Annotated in this window: 13 protein-coding genes and 1 pseudogene; 3 read left to right on the top strand and 11 right to left on the bottom strand. The window is 40.1% G+C overall.

Annotated features, from left to right (window positions below; genetic code table 11):
* Positions 1-45: 45 nt before the first annotated feature.
* From ACZ45B_RS14895 to crn3, 7 genes are all read right to left on the bottom strand, one after another.
* Entirely contained in the window at positions 46-987 is a 942-nt protein-coding gene (locus ACZ45B_RS14895; protein ID WP_024547085.1) for a putative CRISPR-associated protein, read from the bottom strand.
* 20 nt (positions 988-1007) lie between these two features.
* Positions 1008-3449, bottom strand: coding sequence for a TIGR03986 family type III CRISPR-associated RAMP protein (locus ACZ45B_RS14890; protein ID WP_464675050.1), 2442 nt, complete (start codon positions 3447-3449; stop codon positions 1008-1010).
* On the bottom strand, positions 3449-4027 hold the full coding sequence (gene csx19, locus ACZ45B_RS14885) for a type III-D CRISPR-associated protein Csx19 (protein ID WP_024547086.1): 579 nt from the start codon (positions 4025-4027) through the stop codon (positions 3449-3451). The genes ACZ45B_RS14890 and csx19 overlap by 1 nt, the downstream gene beginning before the upstream one ends.
* Complete coding sequence (locus ACZ45B_RS14880) at positions 4024-5589, bottom strand: RAMP superfamily CRISPR-associated protein (protein ID WP_024547087.1); 1566 nt, start codon at positions 5587-5589, stop codon at positions 4024-4026. Before ACZ45B_RS14880 ends, csx19 begins: the two co-directional genes overlap by 4 nt.
* A 2-nt stretch (positions 5590-5591) precedes the next feature.
* Complete coding sequence (locus ACZ45B_RS14875) at positions 5592-8018, bottom strand: RAMP superfamily CRISPR-associated protein (protein WP_029682029.1); 2427 nt, start codon at positions 8016-8018, stop codon at positions 5592-5594.
* The gene (locus ACZ45B_RS14870; protein WP_024547089.1) at positions 8018-9736 is read right to left on the bottom strand and encodes a Cas10/Cmr2 second palm domain-containing protein; all 1719 of its coding nucleotides are present in this window, start codon (positions 9734-9736) and stop codon (positions 8018-8020) included. Before ACZ45B_RS14870 ends, ACZ45B_RS14875 begins: the two co-directional genes overlap by 1 nt.
* 352 nt (positions 9737-10088) lie before the next feature.
* A complete protein-coding gene (gene crn3 / locus ACZ45B_RS14865; protein WP_024547090.1) occupies positions 10089-11000 on the bottom strand; it encodes a CRISPR-associated ring nuclease Crn3/Csx3 in 912 nt (303 codons plus the stop codon).
* 928 nt (positions 11001-11928) lie between these two features.
* Here crn3 and ACZ45B_RS14860 point away from each other — a divergent pair.
* Positions 11929-12927: pseudogene (locus tag ACZ45B_RS14860) on the top strand (putative oxygenase MesX).
* A 48-nt stretch (positions 12928-12975) separates the two neighbouring features.
* On the opposite strand, the gene ACZ45B_RS14855 reads toward ACZ45B_RS14860, so the two are convergent.
* Both ACZ45B_RS14855 and ACZ45B_RS14850 read right to left on the bottom strand, forming a co-directional pair.
* Positions 12976-13875: a ParB/RepB/Spo0J family partition protein gene (locus tag ACZ45B_RS14855; RefSeq protein WP_464675049.1), complete on the bottom strand. Its 900-nt coding sequence runs from the start codon at positions 13873-13875 to the stop codon at positions 12976-12978.
* Positions 13868-14506, bottom strand: coding sequence for a ParA family protein (locus ACZ45B_RS14850; RefSeq protein ID WP_024547092.1), 639 nt, complete (start codon positions 14504-14506; stop codon positions 13868-13870). Before ACZ45B_RS14850 ends, ACZ45B_RS14855 begins: the two co-directional genes overlap by 8 nt.
* 370 nt (positions 14507-14876) lie before the next feature.
* Between ACZ45B_RS14850 and ACZ45B_RS14845 the strand changes: the two genes are divergently transcribed.
* The gene (locus ACZ45B_RS14845; protein ID WP_024547093.1) at positions 14877-15128 is read left to right on the top strand and encodes an AbrB/MazE/SpoVT family DNA-binding domain-containing protein; all 252 of its coding nucleotides are present in this window, start codon (positions 14877-14879) and stop codon (positions 15126-15128) included.
* 140 nt (positions 15129-15268) lie between these two features.
* Positions 15269-15772 carry a protein-tyrosine phosphatase family protein gene (locus ACZ45B_RS14840; protein ID WP_464675048.1) on the top strand — a complete coding sequence of 168 codons (504 nt, stop codon included), beginning with the start codon at positions 15269-15271 and terminating at the stop codon, positions 15770-15772.
* Between the two features lie 70 nt (positions 15773-15842).
* On the opposite strand, the gene ACZ45B_RS14835 is transcribed toward ACZ45B_RS14840, so the two are convergent.
* Positions 15843-16454, bottom strand: a complete 612-nt coding sequence (locus ACZ45B_RS14835; RefSeq protein ID WP_024547169.1) for a hypothetical protein — start codon at positions 16452-16454, stop codon at positions 15843-15845.
* Positions 16455-16538: 84 nt separating this feature from the next.
* A complete protein-coding gene (locus ACZ45B_RS14830) occupies positions 16539-22745 on the bottom strand; it encodes a DUF3320 domain-containing protein (protein ID WP_464675047.1) in 6207 nt (2068 codons plus the stop codon).
* Positions 22746-22778: the final 33 nt, after the last annotated feature.

Below are 22778 nucleotides of genomic sequence, written 5' to 3'. Positions count from 1 at the left end.
TGGCTTAGCTCATAATTCCTGTCCTTTGGCGATCGCCTTATGAAATCAAAAAATACGCCCCAATTTTTCACGCAGTTCAGTGGCAGCCGCTCGCAAATGCTCTGGTGTATATCCTGTTGTTTCAATGGCAACCGCTATATGATTTTTGTCACTTTCATGGAGGTGTAACCAAAGAACCTTACGACCATCATCAAGATCTTTCGGAGATCCTTTGATGCCATTTTTTGGCGCACTAAAAGCATTTTTATCAAATCGTACAAGATCAACCCAAGGAATATCTTTTAAAAGCTTCTCAACTTTTTTCCAAGTTTTTGGACGATGGTGATTCTGCTTATCTGCTTGGACTTGAATCACATCTTTACGTAGTCTTCCTGATTCTGGGAGATTAGCTGTAAAGCTTTTAGATTGTGGCTTACCGCTAGTGTCAATATAAGGAAGATAAACCAAAGCATTGTAAGCTTCATGAATATAGCAAACAGGTATACCTAAAGCATTACCAATAAGCCCCATAATCATTGTCTGAGCTTTAAATCCTCCTGTTGCAGCAAGGGTTATTGTTCCATCTTGCTGAAATTCTTGAATTCGTTTTCGTAATAATTGTGACATTACCTCTAGAGGCGGAGCATATTCTTCTAATTCATAGTTGATATCAGGAAGCTCTTCTAATTGAACATTCTTCTGGCCTATTAATTGGAAATAAGCCTGTAAGACCTCAGCACATTCTTTGCCAGATTCTGTGCTTGAGTGCAACAATAGAATACGATCATCTTCCTGTGGGTCAAGTCGCCATAGGGTATTTGTTTCTGCACTAATAATTTCCTGATCACTTTTTTTCATCCAAGCCAAAGGCTCATCTATTGTAGGGAAGATACGTTGATCTTTATGGCGGTCAGGATGATTAGTCCAGGGACGTTTTTGAGATGTATCTAAGTTTCTATCAGGATTAGTTCTTAAGGATGTTCCCACCGTCATGACGATCGTTTGCATAATAATCTCCTACATAACAATTATCTATACTTTTTTGTTCCTCGATTTTTTTTTGAAGTTTCTGAAGAACGTTTCCAAGCTGCTTGGTTTTGATTATTTGTTTTTGGTTGTGTTCGTGGATTAAGGGGTAAGCTTGACCCTGATGCCAGACTTGGTAAGCTTAGGCGATCGCCCTGTTCATTTTCTCCAAACCACTTAAAGTTTTCTCCATTGGGATCCCGTTGTCCTTTAGCTTCTGGGTTCCAAGGATAATGAATTGCAACACCATCATCGAAACCTCTTGCACAGCGACAGAACGCCTGAATAAATGGAACTGTTTCAAAGAATTTACCATAAGCAGACTCAACTGTACTACGATAAGTACTAATTAATTCATCTGCATTGAGGTTTGAAGGGGGGGTGTTGGTTAACGAAGAATAAAATGTTTTCCAATTTTGTCCAGTACCTAACTTAGTATCTATAATCTCAATAGCAGCACTGCCAAAACCTAATGGTTTACCCCCGCCTAAACGATGGTAATGATTCTCTGGAAGCTTTAATAGCCAAAGTAAAGCTCCTAATTCAACATTGGATAAATTGATAATATCTATATCAAAAGTAAACTCGGTTTTTGGACTGACCCAACTTTTGAGCGATTTATTCTGAGAACCTCGTTCATCATTGGGACGGCGATACTCTTGATTCTGAGCATCGGTGGAACTATCCCAGTAATCTTCGGACTGCGTGGCATGGTGTGGATAAACCTTCCGTCCTCTTAAACCTCTCTCCTTACTCTCATAACCATATTCTTTCTCTTCTTTATCTGGCATGGGAGTTCCCTGTTTATCTGCCGCTGTATAAAAGCGAGTTTGGGCAGGTTTAGGTTCTCCTAAAATTGCGAGAGGTAATGGCGAATCTTCAAAGCTTGTAATCGCACTTTCTTTGGCTGTCTTACACTCAACACTGTGAATTCGTAATTGTCCTTTATAGGCATTTGCTTTTGATGTTGATTGTTTGGGTTTACGATGCTTTTGATTTACCCAACCAAAAACACGATCCGCTGGTGATAATTCGCTTAGGTCAACCGGTGGATACAAACTTTCTGGTAATAAATCTCTGGGTTTTTGTTCGTATAAACGTCTTGAAATTGTCACAGGTTGCAGGGCAATCACATCACTAATATGTGGTCTTTTTTGATCACAGTCTGGATCGAGTTCCACATAACAAAGAATACCTTCTTTCAAATTTAGTTGATCTTTATCATGGATGTGGCGCGACCATGCTGTCTCCCCAGGTTTGTCTCCTAAATATTGATTGGGCGATTGGTTCTTTTTATTTCGCTCTTTTAAATCTTTTTCATGATTTTTTTGATAATCCGAAATTAAATTTTCCCAAAGTTCTCTGATTTCTGGAGTAACTTTAATAGTAGGATCATTAGAGTGCTGAATAAAAACACGCTCATTTTGTTTTCCTCCAATATTTGCTCCTGTTACACAAACCCATCCTAATTTCCAATCTCCCCCGGGTTGATTATTAGAATCCCATGATTCAATCTGTGTCACTTTACCCTTGTTCAGTCTGACTCTAACAGAATCACCATGCTGAGGTAGTTGTCGATTACTATACTTCAGTGCAACTTTACTTTCTCCTTTATCTGGATGACGGCTTCTTTTTTCATATCGGGGTAATTTCGCTGCTCCTCCAATACAACTAGATTTAGGTTCTTCTAAAATTCTGAGATATAATTGTCCATCGCTTTGTTTTTCCACTCGTGCAGGCTTCGCGGTCGTTCCATCCCGTGCATCCATCCGATAGGCTAACCGCTTATCATGTTTCTCAAAAACTCCAAGACGCGAATTCGTAATTGCTTCATAAGCTGATCGCAACATGCCTTTAATCGAAGTCGGCGGCAAATAGGGTTTACCATCGGCTCCAAGGCGCACAAGATAGGTTTTGTGATCCTTTTCATTATTGGTCATTTCTGCCGCATCGGGAATGAGCAGGGGCGTCACCGTCGTCAGCTTTACGGAAATGCGACCTGACCAATGATCTGCTAAATAACGTCCGTGACCAACAGGGGGGCGATCGCCTAATTCCTCTTTAACTTCATCTCTGGGTAAAGCTGGCACAAAATTATAGGGATTATGAAAATTGTTAGGATTAGCATTTTGCGCAGTTTCTGTAGGGCCTTGTCGCTCTGAGGTATCCGCATCCGGAATGGCAACAGCCCAGACCTCTCCTTTCTCTCGCAACCGGAAAATTTGTCTATTTTCTTCCTCAAATTCAACTGTTATTTCACCACGCTCTGTACTTGTAATTTTTTGTTGCAGTTCGGGCGCAATTTCATCAGAAGAGATGGAGTCAAAAGCGAGTGATATATATTGTCCATCGGAACGAGTGTAAAAAAAACTAAAAGATTTTTTAATATTTCCTTTTTTATTTTTTTTACTTGTAATTTTCAATGTACCTGTTTCTGCCGTCATTATTTTGCCTCCAAGGTTAATAAACGTTCTTCAATAATGCTGTAGTTCCCAAATTGGTCATTGACGGCTAGATACTCCTGGGTCCTGAGGTATAAGCGTTGATCCTGGGCTAAGTTTTCTGGAAAGGGAACATCTAGCCTGCCGATGCGGGCTTCCGCTAGTCTGAGCCAACCTATTGCCTGCGGTTGATTTTTAACTTTTTCCCCCCAGAGTAAATACCATTGTTCAATGGCTTCTGAGGAAAGGGGGTCATGAGCCTGGAAGCCATTTAGGATTAGATTTTGTTCAGAAAGAAATACAACTTGTCCGTAACCGAGAGATTGATTGAGCCAGCGCAATTCACATTGCTCATTAAAAATGCGTGCTTCAAAAACAGAATCAAGATCTTCTGGAATTTGCCCCTCAGAGCCTTGTAACCGATTACCGATGAGTTGGGCAATTTTAAAAGCTTGGGGAGAGTAGAGTAGGGCGATCGCCCCTTGGAGATAATCCACACCCGCGGCGATCGCCTCCCCTAAAGTCAGTTCTTTACTGCTCACGTAACGATATAAAGTCACAGGTGTTGTCTGATTACTCATGCAGCTTCTTCCTCCTTTTGATCTGCTTGCGTAGATAATTCGATCCAGCCTCGCCAAGCTTTCGTCAGATCTTGTAAAAGCTGAGGATCAAGATCCCTTAAATCATTGGCAACAGAATTTTCTCCATTGAGTTGATCTAGATTTTTGATACTGCTGCCTATCGCTGTAGCTGTTATAACCTTCACTGTCCCCATGCCGCGATTTGTGCCATAGCCAATAGGAATTTTCCGGTTAGCAAAGTCTCGGAGTACGAGAAGCAAAAGGGCGATCGCAGGCTGCAGTAAATCGAAATGGTATTTCTCCAATCGTGCTAAATCGAGGTGAATGCCAATCGGTTCCCAGTCCACTCCAATCGGTTCGAGAACGCTGTAGAGCATCCCGTCAGCGGCTCCCCCCGTCCAGCGGTCAATGGCAACGTGCATCGCTGGTTGGAGTTTTTTGAATGCTTCGGCTCGGTCGATATCAAGTGCAGTGGCCAGGGTATTTTTGAAGGCTCCAAACTCATCATTTGCATTTTTAGGCGCATTTTCTACGGCGGCCCAGTGCTCAGGATCCATCGGCAACGTACCGTAGCAGTCATCAACTCCGAGGATGCCGATCAAACCCGTTTCGATTTCTTGATCTTTCTTTTTCCTCTTATAGGAAGCTGCACCAAACACTTCATCAATCAATGATAGCTGTACCTGTTTTAAGAACTTGTCGCCTGTATCTTTTTCGCAGACAGTTCTCACAATCCGCTCGGCATGGGCGCGGAGTACCCCTTTGATAGAGCTACCAGGAATGACAAACCGCACATCATTATTCGCTACTCGACTGACGAGGGGCAAAATATCAACGGCGATCCCATCTCCTTCAGCTTTCACCATCACCGGATCTTTCGGTTTCCAGTTAATCTTGAGATCAAGTTTTGCTGGCGGTTGATACTTATCAATGATCGTCTGTTTTAGATCTGTCCATTCTTCTTTTAAATTTTGATTGAGCAAAGAATTAAATAAACCATCGGAACTATTCAGTTGGTGCTTTTTAATTTTGATTTGGACTAATTTAACTTTGCCTAAACCCCTTGTTTTTGCTGCACCAATACGGATATCCCCACTTTCCAAAGCAAACAACAGTTTCCATAGCTCAGTTTCTTCACTATCTTGTTTGCAATCAAGGGTAATCTTTAGCGGAAAAGTAACACCTTTGGGAAGAATTGCTCGGTTATATTTTTGTCCATCAGCGGCGGCTCTAGTATGGCGATCAATGCCGACACCTTCTCGAATCTCTATTAGAGGATCGTCTTGAATTTCTGCATCTTCAATAATGATTAGACTCGCTCCTCTTTTTTCATGTTCATGATCACCCCAAATATCTTTGAGAGCATCTTCATCGAGTATTTGCTTCATCCAGCCGCGAAAAGCACCGGCGAGACTTGTTCCGGGAATGTAATAATTTCCCTTACCATTAACGGCTAAAGCGAGATCAGTATCTGCATCACCACCCATGCCGCTAACATGAATCGGGGTTTCTGCTTTGAGCGTGCCAGTAATTTTCCAGCGGGTATGAATTTGTCGTGCCATGTTTATGCTGCCTCCCCATTAATATTGTTTTTCGTTTTGTCTTGGGCTTTTTCTAAATCGCGCTTGTGACCTCGAATAATGGCATCGACTAGGGTTCTAACTGCCTCTGCCCAAAGTTCATCTTTTAAGGCTTGTTCTCCCCCTTGAGTAATCGTAATTTTTTCCCAATCGATATTTTTAAAATAGTCCCAAATTAAGTTTGAGTTTTTTTCTAAAACTAAATCTTTAATTTTTGTGAGTCCTTGATCTGTTTTATCCCATTTTTTCTCACGATTAGAAACACTTTCCAAAGCTGTCAACCAACTTATTACTTTGTTTCGATCCTGTGGCTTCTTTAAGCGACGCACCGTAGCTCGAAGACTACCTAATTGACTCATGGAGGGATGACTTTCTTCGCCAATAATTTTTATTCCTAAAATCTCTTGACGTTCACTCTCATTTGCGGCAATCGCCAAGGCTTTATTCTCAATTGCCTTACGCCATGCTGCTGTTTCAATAATTCGGGCATATTGGAAAGATGGATGATTTTGGGAAATAGGATTGAACCCGATATTTGGTTGATCTGAATCTACTGTTGAACGAGTTTTATCCTTTAGTTTTGATGTTAATAGAGGATCATTAAAGCTGATTTGACCGTAGCCCTCAACGCGGCGATCGCCGATCCCTTTTGCTTCTAGTTCTGCTAGTTTTGCTGAATCAGGTATGCCTTCAGTTATTTCATAGACAACACAGCTTCCGGCTTGCCAACCGAGCATCGTGGGACGAGGTAAACCCCAACGCACTTGCCATGACTCTGTACGCTGCGATCGCATCATTAAGGAGAGCAATTGATTATCAGGAGGCTCTGTTAGTGTGACACCTAATTCTTTAGCTAACACATCTTTAAAATCTTCGGGGTTAGTTGTTGAATTTAGATTTTGATTACGTAGTAAAACATCAGATAAAAACCAGACATAAAGCTTCTCATTAACAGTTTTATTGCTTAAAAATTTTGTCGGCTGATTAGATTTTACGTCAACAGAACCATATTGATCTTTTTTTGATTGTCCAATGCGAATTTTTCCGTCAAATTTATTATGCCAATTCGGATCTTTTTTGTCTAAATAATCTTTAATATGGCAAGGAATACGCAATTCTGCATGGAAAGTCGTACCTTTTTTAATTGCCTGATAGCTGTAGACCCCGCCGACATCACTGGTTGGTCGTTGCACATCATCCCTGATGGTGTTGTGGGTATTAATCTCTAATTCGACGGTTTTATGCTCAGGAAGATTTTCACCATCAAACTTGCCAACATAACCACTGCGCTCTCCTTTCAGTTGAATTTCTTTCCCTTGATCATTTTTGGGTTCTGTTTGAGTAAAACGGTTATAAACTTTTTTGCCTGCTTTTAAACCACCATCAAGTTTTTCGCTAAATAAACAAAGAGGGGTCGGTTTACCTGCTTGTCCGTTAATATCAATGGTGGCATTGGTGATAATGATCTGATTAGTGGCGATCGCCTCATTGAGGTCTATGTATTGACCAATAGTGCGATGGAGATGACGAATTAAATAACGTCCAGGAATATAGTCTAAAGATTCTACAACGTTCCCAACGGTGCGCTTAGGGATCACAAGGGGAGAAAGGGTTTGAAGTGTGAGGGGAATGCGCCACCATGTCTGTTTATTATTGGAGTTTGATTGACTAGGTTGAGAATTTGTAAATGGAGAAAGTTGAGATTGTTGCCATGCTGGAGGTGAAGTAGCTTGACTGTACTGATTTTGTAACCAAGTAATCCAGTTGTTTGCATTAGCGTCAACGGTAATGTCACAAGTTCCATTACCCCGCCGCCGTTTACCACCTAAACGTTCTACCAGTTTTGCCCCCGCGATCAAAAGAGCATAAACAGTTTCTTTTGTTGTCTGATCAACTGTGGGATATTCTGAAAAATCTAAGTGACAATCTGTGGTTAATATTGCTCCGGTTCTTACTACTTCTTCAAAGCGGAGAAAGTCTGGTTTTGCAGAACCTGTTGCTGGATCAATTGCAACACCGGGTTTGATAAAGGCGATCGCCCCTTGCAGTTCTTTTTTCTGATTGAGGGCATCCTGTAATCCATTTTCCAAATAGGCAGACCGAATAGAAATAACAGCAGGACGAGGAGCGCCTTCAATGGCTTCTTCCGCGAGAGCAGGTTGATCCCCAAAGATAAAATTAATCCAATCATGCCAAAATCCTTTTGTGTCGCCATCAAGCGCGATCGCCACCTGTTCGCAGCCGTCTCGGAGAATTCCCGTTAAAGTTTTCGCAGGAATATAGGGCAAATTATCGTGATCTCGCTGAACAGCACTATCAATTTCACCCCGACCAGAACCAGAGCCAACGTGCCAATCACTGGTCATTTGAATTTGAAGCTTAAATTGAAGATTCTTTGGTAATGATGGCATTATTCGTTGTCTCCTGAATTCTGATTTTTGTTGGGTTTAAGAAAGTCCATGACATTGAGAGCATCTAAAAAAGAAGTGACTTGAAAATTTTGAATATTCTCCTGTTTATCTTTTATCTTTTGAGGGAAAAATAATGAATGTTTTTGAAGAAATTCTTGAAATGAAGGATGACGATTTTCAATTAACTTGCATTGAGCTTCTGCTGTATCTTTTCCTAAAAAGAGAGCCGTTCGTAAAGCATGACTTTGACTACTTGGTAATTCTTCGACGAGATTTACCCATTTTTCTAAGACTTCCCATCGTCTTTGTTCAATCCACCTTATTCCTGTATCTCCTTCGCTTGGATCGGGGAGATTAATCAGATCTTCCTCTGGATTTGTCACTATATAGGGACGATTGTAGAGTAATGTTTTTTCTTCAGGTTTAAGTTTTTCCTGAATGGCTGATAGGTCAATCCCACTAGTGTCATAGAGAATATGAAAATCAATAGCAGAACAAGGGAAAGGGGTATTTACTGGAATGTGATTTTCCTTTGTCGATATACAAACAACTTTTTTCTTAACCTCTTTCGCTGATTTAATTAATTTTTCTGCGAGGTCATAGGCAACGGAAAAGGGGAAATGGGGTTTAATAATGGCAATTCCAGCACAAGCGGAAAGTTTACCAACTCCGAATGCTTTTTCGGCGATCGCCGTAATCTCTGATTTCTCCGCTGTTTCTTTCTCAAACTCCTGTAGGAAAACTCGTGTAAATTCAAGGGCATAGTGACCATGACAAACAACTGTTAGATCGTCGCCACCAACAATAAGCGGCACAATGGGTAAAGCTCCTTTTTCTCTTGGTAAAACCTTGAGAGCTTCACAGAAAGCAGCCTCAGTGCATTCATCTAAGGCAATGGAAAAATTGCGAAACTCATCAGCATAGGTGCGATTGTCTTGTTTACTAATATATTCTTGAAAATTCAAGAATATTTGTCCTAAACCATTTCCGTCAGCATGGACAATCGCAATCCATGATAATTCATCAAACTGTTTTTCTAATTTATTGAGATCTTGAAATAATTTATGATCCTTGGCGATCGCCTGTAACCGACTCATTGCTTTTAAAGAAATTTGACGTTTTTCAGAACTTACTTTTGAGATACGAATGAATTCATTTTCCGATGTTTTTCCTAAACAAGAGGCAGGTAATTCACTAACTGCACAATCAGCGATGATCGGTAGTCTCAGAAAACGATTCAACGGAGACGGACGGCGCGATCGCACTTTTTCATACTTTTTGTGAACTTCTTTAACTGCCCTATGTAAGGTATTAGAAGAATTCCAATCTTCGACTTTTACATATACCCCAGCAATATCAAGACCTGGTGCTTGAATTAATGCTCTTTGTGTAACTGTACTAATAATTTTTTTTGCGGTCTCTTCAGATCGTGTTAAAATTAGTGCCTTGCCTGATGTTCCGACAAGAATTTCTGCTACTTGATTTGGGGTATCTTCAAGCCGAGATTGTTGTTTTAATGCTTCTCTAAATTCTGTAGACGAAGCACATTTCTTAAAGTTAGTTTGTTCACTGACTTGATCAACTGCCCAACCAACCCAAAAAGTTCCTGCTTGATAGGTTAGTTCTGAAGCTCCAATATTTTCCTTAAGTTTATTTGTTGAAAAAATGAAATTTTGATTACCAGACGTTTCAATCAAAACAAGATAATAATTAGTCATTTCTTTGAATCCACTGAGAATTTTTTAAATTAAGGATTAATAATATTTAACCTGGAAAAGTAAATATAGAGCATGTTTAAGACTGCTATAGAATTCGAGCATTATTGGATTGGGGAGTATTTATCTCTTTTGCAACAGCAGTAAACAGAAGCTATTATGTATTGAATATAGAATTAAATTCAAAATTCGTCTCATTTTTGTTATATTTTGCAAAATTTACAGTTCTGGGCAATAAAAAAGTCATAAAGTTCATATTTTTAGTGAATTTTTGTATTTGTGATTAAACGAAGCCAGATAAAAAATGATACTTATTTAGATATTTTATTCATTGAATAATAATCCTGACTGGATCTTATTTATTGGATATTAATTGTTGAATTCTCTGTATAAATACTTCTGGGATAGGTGTTTTTTGCCCCATTTTCCAAACACCGCAAGTCATTTCAATAAAAGGCTCTTGTTGATGAATTTCAATGGTAGATTCTAGAATGCTATGAATGACACCTATGGGCAGAAGATTGCCACGATCACGACAAAATTCATGCCACTTATCAATCTCTTCCGGTTTAGAACTAATAATTAAATAATGACTACAAGCCTCAAGAATCGGATCTTTTTGAGGATCAATTTTACCTCCAACATCTACTAAGATAAGATCTTTTTGTCGCCGTAAACTTAGAATACATTGAGCATGGTAAGCAAAAAAATTATCTGTTAATTGACCCTTATTATTGAGCTTATGTTCCTCTTGTATGTCTGGTGTTAACGGTGCTTCTAAAATCCAATTCCCTTCACCATCCCAATTTGCTCTTTGTAAATAAATATTGGGAAAAGATGAAAGTAAATGCTGAAAAAGATGATGAGATAAAATACTCTTTCCACTGTCTGGTGGCCCAACGATTAGTAGAGCAGGAGCTAGGGACAGAGATGTTCGTTTAGTTTTAAGATCAATAGGTAAGACCTGACCAATTTTAGTTTGAGTTGAATGAGTGGCAACCACAACCGCTCCAAGACGCGGATCATAACAAGCAACCCATGCTGTTGGGTGAAGCTCATGTACCAAATAGCTATAAAGCCAAATAGGAGCACGACCAGAAATTACAACACCACCTGTGGTATCTAAATGTTCAGGAATGCTTAAATATTGAAGATCAGTGGGATTAGTCAGGCGATCTTTAGCTATTAACTCAATGCTTAAAATCTGATATGACCAGCTTTGATAATGGCGGATTGAACTGAGATGGAGCTGAATAGTTAAGGTCACGGCAAAAGATTTATCTAAAATAGTAACTTCAGTATGTCTTAAGAGTTGAACGAGCCTATTCAATTAAGTACTTTTGTATTGTTTTTGGGATTCAAGGTAAAAAATCAAAGATTTATGTCTTTTCTGATAATTTTTCCCAAAAATCCTTAATTATTGACAATTTTTTAGTATTCACAGCCAATTTAACTAAGATAACGATAAGAACAATAAGTATTCTCTGCCAAAGAAAGTGAAAAAAATCATGAATAAACTTAAATTTAACAAAAGCTTTATTTTGTCAAGCTTAGGCTGATTTTGGTGAATCTATTTTTCAGTGCCCCGGTTGTCACGGTTAATCAAAAAGGCAATCCTTTTTTTGGGAGATGGGCAATCCTAAACTTGTGGAGAACTTCTGGAATATCTTTAAGTAAGTCTGGTAGCAGTAAGCTCTTCGTCATCAACAATGCTCAATTTTGACTTAGCTCCGTAAAAGCAGTTTCGGTCTAATCTCCTTTTAAGTTACCCATAACGTTATGGGTAATTACTTTTTTATCTTTGTTTTCTAGACTGTGAAGTGGTCTGGTGATTTCTGGGAAATTCACCACCAACACGATTTTTAGTAGCTTTAGATGCCCTGCTGCCTCTTTGACAGCCTTGCAATCTTTATCGATTGTTAAATTCTCTTATCCTGAATTCACGTTATATACTCAATGTATCAGGCGAAATACCCCGAATCAGCTTGCCTTTCTAGAACTTAGGCGCTCACTATCTAAGACCTCGACCTCGAAAGTGAAGATAATATAAGCTAGGAATATAAAAGGCTAGAACTACTCACAACAAAAATTGATCTGTCGCTTTAATCACTCATATTGCAGAAATTCGTCTGAGCATACGGGTCAAGAATGCTAGATTAGAAAAAATACAATCGCGTTTGCGTCGACCCCGCGACATGAAGGCATCCAAAGACATCTCATTCACGGTGAAAACCACGAAGTACGATACTAGCTATTCAATAGGGGAAAATACACGTGCTTCAATGAACTTTGCTAACTTTGCTCGTGATTCTGACCATAACAAGCAGCGCATCAGCACATTTCTTGAACTTGTAAACAGCGATCTTAATCGTATCCTTACCAGTAGTATTACTCATCGGCGATATTAGATTCGGCTGGAAATTCTCAGCATCTACGGCCACATAACTGAAGAGTTTAGCAGCAGTAATATTCTTTTAACCGAGGTAATGCGAGCTAGCATCCTCGATCAACACAATGGTCGCCTTTACCCAGGTCCAACAGGGCTCAACTTCTCTTCCTATCTGCGTGACTATGACTTTCGGGTCGTACTCCCAAGTTTGGTGCGTACAAAGGCTTCGTCTCAGGAATGGGCGTCGTTTGGTAGGCTGCATGGCTTGCTGACCCGCCTTCAGTTTGGAGCCGATGGAGTCATAAAAACCCCCCTCGCAGTCTGTATCAGCATCGCCCAGAATCACACTTACGTTGCTACGCAGTACCAGCACTCAATTCTTGGCAGAGAGTACAAAACAGAATCTCCCAGCCTCACCGATCGATACTTCGCACAAATGGGATTACAAGCTCAGTTCTTTATGCCCCAAGGATTGCCGGCGCCGCTTGCATTTTATAGCTCAAAGGCCCTCCAAGAGGAGACAGATATTTACATGGCATCGCTAATTGCTGTGATGGCAAACTTTCAGCGAATTTACCGGCCGGAGATTTATTTAAGTCGCACTAGCTTCAGTCCTATTCCTGGTGAGGTGTCAAGGGTATCCCTGAGTAATCAAAATTTTGAGAAACCAGCTTTGGTGTACGATCGTCTAGAGAGAGAACAGCTGGCGGATCAGCAAGCACATTTGATCGAAGATTGTTTGATGATGCGTCATGGCGATTGGCTAAAAAGAATTTCTACTGCAACGATCGATAAAATCAATTAGTTGCGCGATGACTGTTGGATATCAGTGACTTGCCCTAATCCCTGAAAATCAATTTGATGCTTCGGTGATTAGGGCATTAATTTGTGCGAGTAAGGCTTGCATCTGATGCCATTTTTCAGGGTTCTTTTCCCAAAGACGTGTGGCCTTGAGTCGCTTTGCTGTTTGGTCAATTCGTGATTGTGGTTTTTCTTCTGCGGTGTTGACTGCCAACTCGTTAATCCGCTTTCTGATTTCATTCAGGGATAAATTGTCACGGATTGCAGTTTGTAGTAACTGGCTGCGTGCTTCAGAATCTTTGAGGCGGGCGATCGCCTTTGCTTTAGTGTAGGCAATCTCACCCCGCCGTAGCGCTTCTAAAATATCTTCAGGTAAATTTAGTAGCGGTAAGCGGTTAGCGGTAAACGATGCCCAGTTTTGACCTAGCTTTGTAAAAACGGCTTCGATCTGATCCCCTTTTGGGCTACCCATAACGTTATGGGTAATTACTTTTCCTTTTTTTTCATTATCCAGACTGTAGAGCAAACTCTTGATTTCTTTGCGATCTACTGCCAATTCTATTTCTAAGAGCTTGAGGATTCCTTCAGCTTCTTCGACAGGGTTGAGATCTTCACGGGTGAGATTTTCCACGAGGGCGATCGCTAAGGCTTGTTGATCATTTAAATCTCGAATGACGACTGGCACAGTTTTAAGATCTAACTGCATTGCCGCACGATATCGGCGTTCACCTGCGACTAACTCATAATGGTTTCCTTGGTGGGGGACTGGCCGCACCAAGAGCGGCTCTAAAATGCCATATTCTTGGATCGAAGCCGCAAGCTGTTGAATTTTCTCTGGGTCAAAGTAGCGACGGGGCTGACTCTCTGGGAGGCGAATATTGGCGATCGCCACAAAAGATTCCGGTTCGGTCGGTAACTCTGCTAAATAATTCCCTACAGTACGTCTAGCCAAGGTAATTCAAAGCCTCCACAAATAAACTTTCATAATCTTGCTGGGCTGCTTTCGCTGCCGATCCTGCTAAATCAAAAACGGTCGCCTCTTGAATAGGCGCATCAGAGATACATTGCCGTTGGTAGATGGCGGCATTGATGAGAGGAAACCGTTGATCTTGGCTCAGGGCTTGTTGCGCTTCCTTGAGGAGAACAGTTCCTTTGACAGCTCGACTGAGAAATAAGCCAACCTTGGGCTGACCACTACGTACCTTTTGCCGTTGACGAATGACTTGGAGAATTTTACTGCTACTGCTGAGATCAAGGCCAGAAGGTTGGCAAGGAACGAGGGTCAAATCAGAAATATCGAGAATTGTTTTAGTAATCTCACTTAAACTGCCGGGGCCATCAACAACGACGACTTCATACTGACTGCTGGCTTCCTCAATCGCCTCGAAAAGGGCCTCTGGGTCAAGAATTGCCGTGTGAGGAATCTCTTTAGGTAGGCATGACAGCCAGCTAGAGCTGGATTGTTGGGCATCGGCATCAATCAAAGTAACGCTTCTATTTTGGGCAAGCCAGTAGGCAAAATGTACCGCCGTTGTACTTTTACCGCAGCCACCTTTTTGGTTAACAATACTAATAACGCTCACAGGTTGACCTGAAATTTACCTGAAGATATTTTACATTACCCATAACGTTATGGGTAATTACCAAGCCTTAAAAAGGCGATCGCCCTTTAGAAGTAGCAGAGAGAATTTTTGATGGAGTTCGATCTGTAGTTTTGTTTGATTGGGTGGGATCTAAGGCGTGCGTTTTTGAGCGCTTTTAGAAATTACCCATAACGTTATGGGTAGCCTGTTCCTCGATTTTGTCTAATTTTCTTCAGGTGGCCCAAGACCTTCTCAAAATAGGAAAAGCCAAGGCGATCGTCTAAACATTAGACTCTCACCCCACTATCTTTCTCTAAACTATTTGTAAAGTGGTCTAAAACTATACGTAAGACAATATTGAGAGGCGTTTATGGATATACGCTTAAAAAAGTGGGGTAATAGTTTGGGTTTTCGTGTTCCCCATCGTCTCGTAGAAAGTTTAGGCTGGGATGATACCTGCATTCTGGAGTTGCAGGAACAGGGTGAAACTCTCATCATTCGTCAAAAGCCTCAGACTCTAACATTAGATGATGTACTAGCCAGTATCCCTGAAAATTTTCAATATCTCGATGATGTGCAAGGGTTTTTAGAGACGCAAGCGACGGGACAGGAGTTACTTTAGATTACGACGATGTATCCCAAGCGTGGGGAAACTGTTCGTATTATAAATCCAACTGGAGGTCGTAAAATTCTGCCAGCTAGGGTAATTGAACAGGCGATCGCCATTTTACAAGTAATTATTGCGGAGTAAAGTGAACCCCAATGAATAGACCCGTCAAACATTGTTACTGGGTACTACCCGGTAAGCTATTAGCAGGAGAGTATCCCAGGAATAAGGATGAACAGTCTTCACAGGAAAAACTTGACGCTTTACTCGATGCTGGCGTGATGGCTTTCATCGATCTGACGGAAGTTGATGAGGGCCTAAAACCTTATACAAATCTCATCGAGGGTAAGGCTATTCATCATCGCTTTGCAATCCCAGATGTTTCAATCCCGGCGTCTCCTGATCTGGTGGTCACAGTTTTGGACACCATTGATCGCTATATTGAACAGAACCGAGTGGTTTACATTCATTGTTGGGGCGGTGTAGGACGCACAGGTGTGATTGTTGGATGCTGGCTAGCACGCCATGCTCGGGGTGGTGAAGTCGCACTCGATTGCTTGCATAAACTTTGGCAGGCATGTCCTAAATCGATGTATCGGCGATCGCCAGAAACGAGGGAACAGGAACAATATATTTTGAACTGGGAAGTTGGCCGATGATATTTTGTTAACAATGGGTAAATGTCCTTCATGGACTTCATTGCAGGGAAGACCTAGCCTTGACGATTGGCTATGCTTCGTCGCGATAGTAGGCAATTTTTTGTTCTAGGCGGGCGATCGCCTCGGTGAGGGAAGCATAAACTTCACACTCATCGGTGTTATCGTCCTGGAACATGACCTCGCCAGCAAACCGTTCTGGGTGCTTGAAATAGACAATCAGCTTTAGTTGGTAGTCAAGATTCCACCAAATGAAGACCGGCAGTAATTCTTCATCGGGGACATAGAAGCCAAAAGTGTCCATGGCTTCATCGGCAACTTCTTCCCCAACGATGTCCGCACCGGCAAAGGCGATATTGGTTTCAGACAATTGGCGGGATAGGGCAAATAACTGATCTAGGGCCTGCCAATCCGCCTCACTTGCTTCCTGGGTTAAGGCATGCCATTGGGTTTCGTCTGGGTCTAGGAGGGGCAGAAACAGAGGTAGAACTCGGTGACTGGAGAAGTTTTTCCCGGATTGGGTCTGGGTAATCACCATTTCGAGGTACCAGCCCCGCCGCTGCTCCCGAAAGAGGATTTTAACTTCAAACTTGTCTTCACTCTGTTCAGTATCCCAGTCGATGACCTCAACGGGTTCACCGTAGATAGTCTGACAAATTTCAGCCACTGAGAGAGTTTCAGTCATAAGCCACAAAATTCAATTAGATATTGCGTAGTGTATATTATTTCGTAAATTAAATCTAAAATCCTACGCTAACTCATACAGAATTCAACAACTAATTCGATCACCATTTTGCTGGAGCTGATTAGACACCAAAAGTTCCTCAAGAATAGGTTCTAGCATCTTACGTTGAGAACTTGTAAAGCGATTAGTAGTAGTCAGTTTAGATAGAGTTTCTCGAAGTAAGTCTTCTGAAGTTATCGAAAGAGATGCTTGAACTATAGTTTTCATTGCATTCATAATCTCTATTTTAGGAATTTGCTCTAATATTCTCCCTTCGGTAGGAGGGATGCGGAATTCGCACCAACTTTGAGACTGCTCTAAATTTTTCCACAAAACCTCATTCTCAAAGTAAACATCACCACGCTCAACCATTACTTCTACTAAATCTTGAACTCGCTTTAGAGCCCTTTGAGTAAAGCGACCAAAACTCCAACATTGACTAAGACGCTGAGCAGTTTCAGATAATTTAATAGGCGATTCAACATCAACAATTTTCAGTAACAATTTTTCAATTAATAGAGTTGAGGCTTCATCATAAAATTCTTGACTCGATTCAGAAACTAGATCTAGACTTACCATCAAATAAGGCTGTCCTAGAGACATATTAATTGCAGGATCTTGAAGCGGAGAAGAAGAGATAGAAGCAATATTAGATACTTTTGCAGGAGTTGCTTCAGTGAATTCTACAAGAGCTTGTCTAAGTTGATTTTTCGTTACCGTTGAAACTCCTGAAGTGTCAGTAGTAATCGGTGAATTATCCTCATCTTGTCCAAGATTTTTGATCACTTTTTCTACTGCTTGTAATAAGCGACGTTCTGAACCATCTCTATCCAGCAACCAGTCAATAGACCAGACTCGGTACATCTGCCAGCCCATATTCTTCAAAACAGCCTGACGAAGACAATCTCTATCCCGTACTGTGGCTGCAGCAATATAGCTTGTCCCGTCGCATTCTACACCCAAGATATACTGAGATTTCTTGTTAGGATGTCGAATACCAAAATCAATCCTATATTCGGCACAACCAATTTGACAGTCAACTTCGTAGCCAGCTTCTGTTAATACTCTATATACCTGTCTATGAAGTTCACTATCAAAACTTTTCGTAGAACTCAGCGAATCTCTAGATTCCTGATTGAGTTGGGCCGTTAAGGCTAAAAATTCCTTAAGATGGCGTACAGCCAAGGCATTAGTACGATTTAGATCAATATCCGCAGCAGTTAAAGTGGAAAAGACATGCAGAGCTGTTCTCGCTCTGGTAATAGCCACATTTAATCGTCGCTCTCCTCCTAGTCGGTTGAGAGGCCCTAACTGCATCGACATTTTTCCATTGGCTTGAGGTGCATAACAGATGCTAAAAAGAATTTCATCTCGCTCATCGCCTTGCACTGTTTCTAGATTTTTTATAAAGCAATATTCAAGATTATCTTTTTCGTCAAACCATTTTTCTAATGAGTTGTCTTTATCTAGCTTTTTTCTGATTAGTTTTTCAATTAATAGCTGTTGAGGAGTGCTAAAAGTAATAATCCCAAAACTGCGTTCTTCAGGTTTATATTTACGCAGCTGCTTAAATAAATAGTCAACTAAAGCATCGGCCTCTTGTTTATTAACTCGCTCTTTAGGTTGATAAAATCCATTAAGAATCAGATGCCATTTCAGACCCAGATTAGAATGTGATTGTGTAGCAGCAGGAAAGAGATTAAGTTTATTATTATAATAGTGTTGATTACTAAAAAGAATCAAGCTTTCATGACGACTCCGGTAATGCCACTGAAGCATTTGTTGTGGGAGATTACAGGCGATTGCTTCATCAAGAATGCTTTCTAAATCTTCAACAGTATCTTCAGATAGTATTTTGGTACTGTCTGTATTGCCATTGCCCCCAAAGAAGTTACTAGGAGGCATTTGTTTATTGTCTCCCACAACAATTAACTGTTTCCCACGGGCAATCGTGCCAATAGCATCATGGGTTTCAATCTGAGATGCTTCATCAAAAATAATCAAATCAAAAGTACGGTCATCTGCTGGCAAACACTGGGCGACAGAAATTGGGCTCATCAACAGACAAGGTTTTAGAAGTGGCAAAAGATTGGGGATTTTTTGAAAAAATGTTCGAACAGGGAGATGTTTTTGTTTTTTTGTTATGTCTCGACTTAACTCTGCAGCTTCTGAACCCTTTAATGAAGGGTCGAGATTTGGCACACGAGACAAAACTTTTGCCCTGACAAAACGACGACTTAACTCTAGATAATCTTTTTCAAGTTTTTGGAAATTTTGAATAGTTATATTGTGACGATCAACATTAAAATCTTGCAGAACTTCCTCGGCATCAAAAGATTCCTGAAACCAAACTTTTAGGACAACAGCTTTATATGTTGAGGCTAGTTCTTCTAAAGGAATAGTTTCAGATTCAAGCCACTCAAGAATAGAGCCAATAGAAGAATTTATGAATTCAGTTTTTATCTGACTATATTGGCTCCAAGCATAAAGTTTTTTGCGATTCCTAGTTAAATCTTCAAGCCACTGAAAAATCGCATCAAAGGATGAATGACGTTGAGAACTGGGAGGGAATTCTTCAATTTCTAGAGCATTTTGAAGGATACCAAAACTTTCCTTGGCTGCATCAATTTTTTGTTTTAAAGCTGTCCAATACTCTGTTTGAATTTGAGTGAGTTTATCTAAAGATAAATCTTCATCTTGAAAACTTTCTAGACTTGAGAATATAGCTTGATATTCGTCAACTAAAGCGGTTAGTTGCTTTGCTTCTCCATTCCAGGTAGTTAAGTGCTGTTCAATGGATTTACGATCATCATCAATTTCTTGCCGAAGTTGAACTACACCTTGGAGAGAACGAATTTTTCTATACAATTCTTTCAATCCTGGTGTTTTGCCTTTATACCACTGTTGAACCTGACGTCTAAAAAAGAAACCACCGATCCAACGCATCAAGATAAAAGCAGAAAGTAAAGATTCAGACTTTTTCTCTAACTTTTTTAAATCTTGATTAAAAATTTCTTGCTTCCAAAATTGACTTAATTCACGTTGACATTGATTCAATTCATCTACATTTTCCAACCACTTTTGAGTCGTTTGTTTGAATCCTTTCCACTCACTAGGTTTATTGAGTTTTACAGGTAGTGTTTTCAGAGAGGTAAAGTCAGCAATCGTCGCTAGAGATAAACACTTTTCCCAATTCAGTTTATGTGCCAAATTAGGGAAATAGTTTTGAATGCATAGCATCAATTGTTTTATTTTATCTCTTGCATCTGGCAATTGAGATTCTAATTGCTGGTCTAAGCTAAAAGACCAATTAATTGCGGAAATAAAAGACCAAGGATTAAGATTACAATCTTCTCCTTTCTGGACTACTTTGACAAAATCTTGTATTTTTTGAATTTGTGATTGTAAATCTTTGGCTGTCAAGTTTTTCACTTGAATCTCAGGAGGAAGTTTTAGTGAGGATTGTAAGGGCGAAAGCTTGACTTGTTCATTTAAAGCATCAAATAATGAAAAACCAATCTTATGAGGACGATGAAGAGCATCAGTATATTTCCTGAGTTGTTCACGCAAAGATTCTAGTTGCTCACCAAAGTCATTCCAGTTGGCTTCTTGTTCCTTTTTATGTTGCAAAACTTGATCAAATTCTTTTTTTTGCTGTAGAGCTTCATCAAAAGATGCCGATACTTCTAAGCGATTACTTTGGCTATGAAGATCAAGACAGAAGGGGCCTAAGCCTACGGATGTTAAACGACGATAAACAACTTCTACAGCAGCTTGCTTTTCCGCTACGAATAAGACAGTTTTCCCTGCGGCTATGCAAGCAGCAATGATATTAGTAATAGTTTGGGACTTGCCTGTACCAGGGGGACCTTGCAGGATAAAACTCCTGCCCTTAAGTGCTGCATAAACTGCGGCCAACTGTGAAGAGTCAGCATCTACTACTAATGGAAGATCTTGGTAAGGTTCTTGATCAAGACTTTTTATGTCAAAATTTGAGAGAGGATCAGAAAAAGACTCTCGACCAGCAGAAGCAATATAGTGAACCAGTTTATTTTTGAGCAGTTGTTCTGTGTTGTCTTGCAAATCTTTCCAAAGTAAGAATTTACCAAATGTAAAGCTAGTAATTACTGCTGTTTCAATAACTTTCCAGCCAGGTTTCGCTAAGATTGCTTGACGAATATTATTAAATACTTTTTCTAGATCAACTCCATTCTCATCTTCTGGTAACTGAACTAAGTGACTAAGATCAATATCACAATTACGCTTTAACTTTTCTACCAAAGTGATATTGCCAACTGCCTCCCCTTTAGTGCGGTTAATACTGATTCGCCGTTTTCTGGAGTCAACTTTAATTTCGATAGGGTATAAAAATATAGGGGCTAGTCGAGGCACAGAAGATTTTTCCTCACACCATTGCAGTAGGCCAAATGCTAGATATAAAGGACTAGCACCAGTTTCCTCTTCTGCTATGCGTGCTACCTTAGCAAGAGTACGACCTGCTTCAAAAAGCAGAGACTCAGGCATAGGACTGTCGGCTCCAAGCACTAAGCGAGTTTGACAGTAGCCCTGAGTTAACTCTTTAGTAGCAAGGGCGATCGCCTCCGCTCCAGAAGTATATTCTCCTCCAGGAATTAACTCCAAACTACGGCCACTAGCAATTTGATCCTCAAGATTACCTAATAATTCAGGGGGAGTATAAAGAAAGATAAATGATGCCTTACCTTTTTTTAGATTTTTAATAAGCTTTTCATCAGCTTTTTGGATAGAATGAATGATTCTTGGCTTTAAATCATTTTCTATAAAGCTTTCTGGAAGAGAAATTTGTATTAATTCTAATAATTTGGAAAAATAAAAATTAAGATTTGATTGCCTTTCAAAACTAAAATCTTTTATCAATAAATCATTGGTTTCTAATGTAGAAGCTAAATCAATAATATATTCTGTTGCTTCGGAATTTTCGTCGGCAATGACATTTGCTAACATCACCAAAGAATTCCTAGCTGCATCAATAAAAGCTTGACTATAAAGATTACTAAAATCTAAATTGCTTAGATGTAATAGACGATTACGAGATGAAAGATCTAATAGCTTCTCTTTCCAGCTTTGTAAACGAGAAGCAACGACCGCATTTAAAGGTTCAGTCGAAGATTCTTGAGAAGTCGTTTGATTATCACCTTCATTAGTTAAATTTTTTGCTGCATCTCGCAAAATTTGTTGGGCAATCGATAAAACCTCTTCATCCTTATCTACTGCAACTTTCATACGTACTGGGAGCGGAGTAAAACCATTCCGCCTAGCTTGATACACATTAATTGCATATTCGAATTTTTCCAGATACTCATTAGCTCTATTAACGGCTTCTGAAAAAGGTGGCTGAGGTTGTTTAGCATAGGTAGACGAATCAAAGATAAGTAATGTGCCCAATCCAATAAGATGTTTTATTTGGCCAATATCTTCAATTATTGCTGGTAACTTTTGAGGTAGTTCTTCCAATAGAAAAACACCTGGCAAGACATGACCCTTTAAAAAAATAATGATTGGATATAGTCCTATTTGCTCAAGGCAAGATGCAGCTAAAGGTGTCAGATCAGCACAAGTACCTAATTTTTCAGTTAACACCTGATCTGGTAGGCGAATCCTTTGGCCACCACTCCAGACTCCCGCAGGGGGATCAGTATAAGAAATGTCAAAATCCGCAAAAGCTTCATAGAGAGCCTGCGTCATTTCACGCACTCGTTGCGTACTTTCCGCCTGATATCCTTCCAGACTTCCCTTCAAATTTTGACTCAGGAGTTTTTTACTCGTTTGTTTTAGAATTTGAGGGATAACTGGATGATTAGGGGTTATAAAACAAGCATAGCTAGCCTTAGGGTCTCTAGACCAACTGATAGTATTATAAGCTTTAATTTCTACTTCTTGAGTTTGTTGAATTAAAGTTTTTTCTTGTTGGCTAATTGTTAATTGTAACGAGAAAACATCATCTTCTACTATTTGCTGTAGTAAATCAGAACCAATTCGAAAACGAATATCATTAATTTCTAGAGCCTGTCCTCCTGATAACATCGGTAGAGGCATTCTCCAGGTATTTTGATTCCCAGACAACAGCTTAATTTCCAACTCCAGCTCATGGAGAGCAAATTCTCCTTGGTTTTCTAGTTGTACTGAGGTTATGAGGGGATTCCCGATATGCTCCACTAACAAATTGTAATTGACCGCCGTCTCAAAATTTAACTGTAACGATAACTTCTGCATTGCTCAAAAATGAATATAGAGAAAAGTGAGAGT

It is taken from the genome of Picosynechococcus sp. NKBG15041c (genome assembly GCF_055380235.1).
The sequence above is the reverse complement of the archived record's forward strand: the minus strand, read 5'-3'. Positions and strand labels throughout refer to the sequence as shown.

Excerpts from the sequence above, each read along its gene's own strand:
- ACZ45B_RS14840 (WP_464675048.1), top strand. The coding sequence starts at position 15,269 with ATGAATAGACCCGTCAAACATTGTTACTGGGTACTACCCGGTAAGCTA.
- ACZ45B_RS14880 (WP_024547087.1), bottom strand. The coding sequence starts at position 5,589 with ATGGCACGACAAATTCATACCCGCTGGAAAATTACTGGCACGCTCAAA.
- csx19 (WP_024547086.1), bottom strand. The coding sequence starts at position 4,027 with ATGAGTAATCAGACAACACCTGTGACTTTATATCGTTACGTGAGCAGT.
- ACZ45B_RS14845 (WP_024547093.1), top strand. The coding sequence starts at position 14,877 with ATGGATATACGCTTAAAAAAGTGGGGTAATAGTTTGGGTTTTCGTGTT.
- ACZ45B_RS14830 (WP_464675047.1), bottom strand. The coding sequence starts at position 22,745 with ATGCAGAAGTTATCGTTACAGTTAAATTTTGAGACGGCGGTCAATTAC.
- ACZ45B_RS14890 (WP_464675050.1), bottom strand. The coding sequence starts at position 3,449 with ATGACGGCAGAAACAGGTACATTGAAAATTACAAGTAAAAAAAATAAA.
- ACZ45B_RS14895 (WP_024547085.1), bottom strand. The coding sequence starts at position 987 with ATGCAAACGATCGTCATGACGGTGGGAACATCCTTAAGAACTAATCCT.
- ACZ45B_RS14875 (WP_029682029.1), bottom strand. The coding sequence starts at position 8,018 with ATGCCATCATTACCAAAGAATCTTCAATTTAAGCTTCAAATTCAAATG.
- ACZ45B_RS14870 (WP_024547089.1), bottom strand. The coding sequence starts at position 9,736 with ATGACTAATTATTATCTTGTTTTGATTGAAACGTCTGGTAATCAAAAT.
- ACZ45B_RS14835 (WP_024547169.1), bottom strand. The coding sequence starts at position 16,454 with ATGACTGAAACTCTCTCAGTGGCTGAAATTTGTCAGACTATCTACGGT.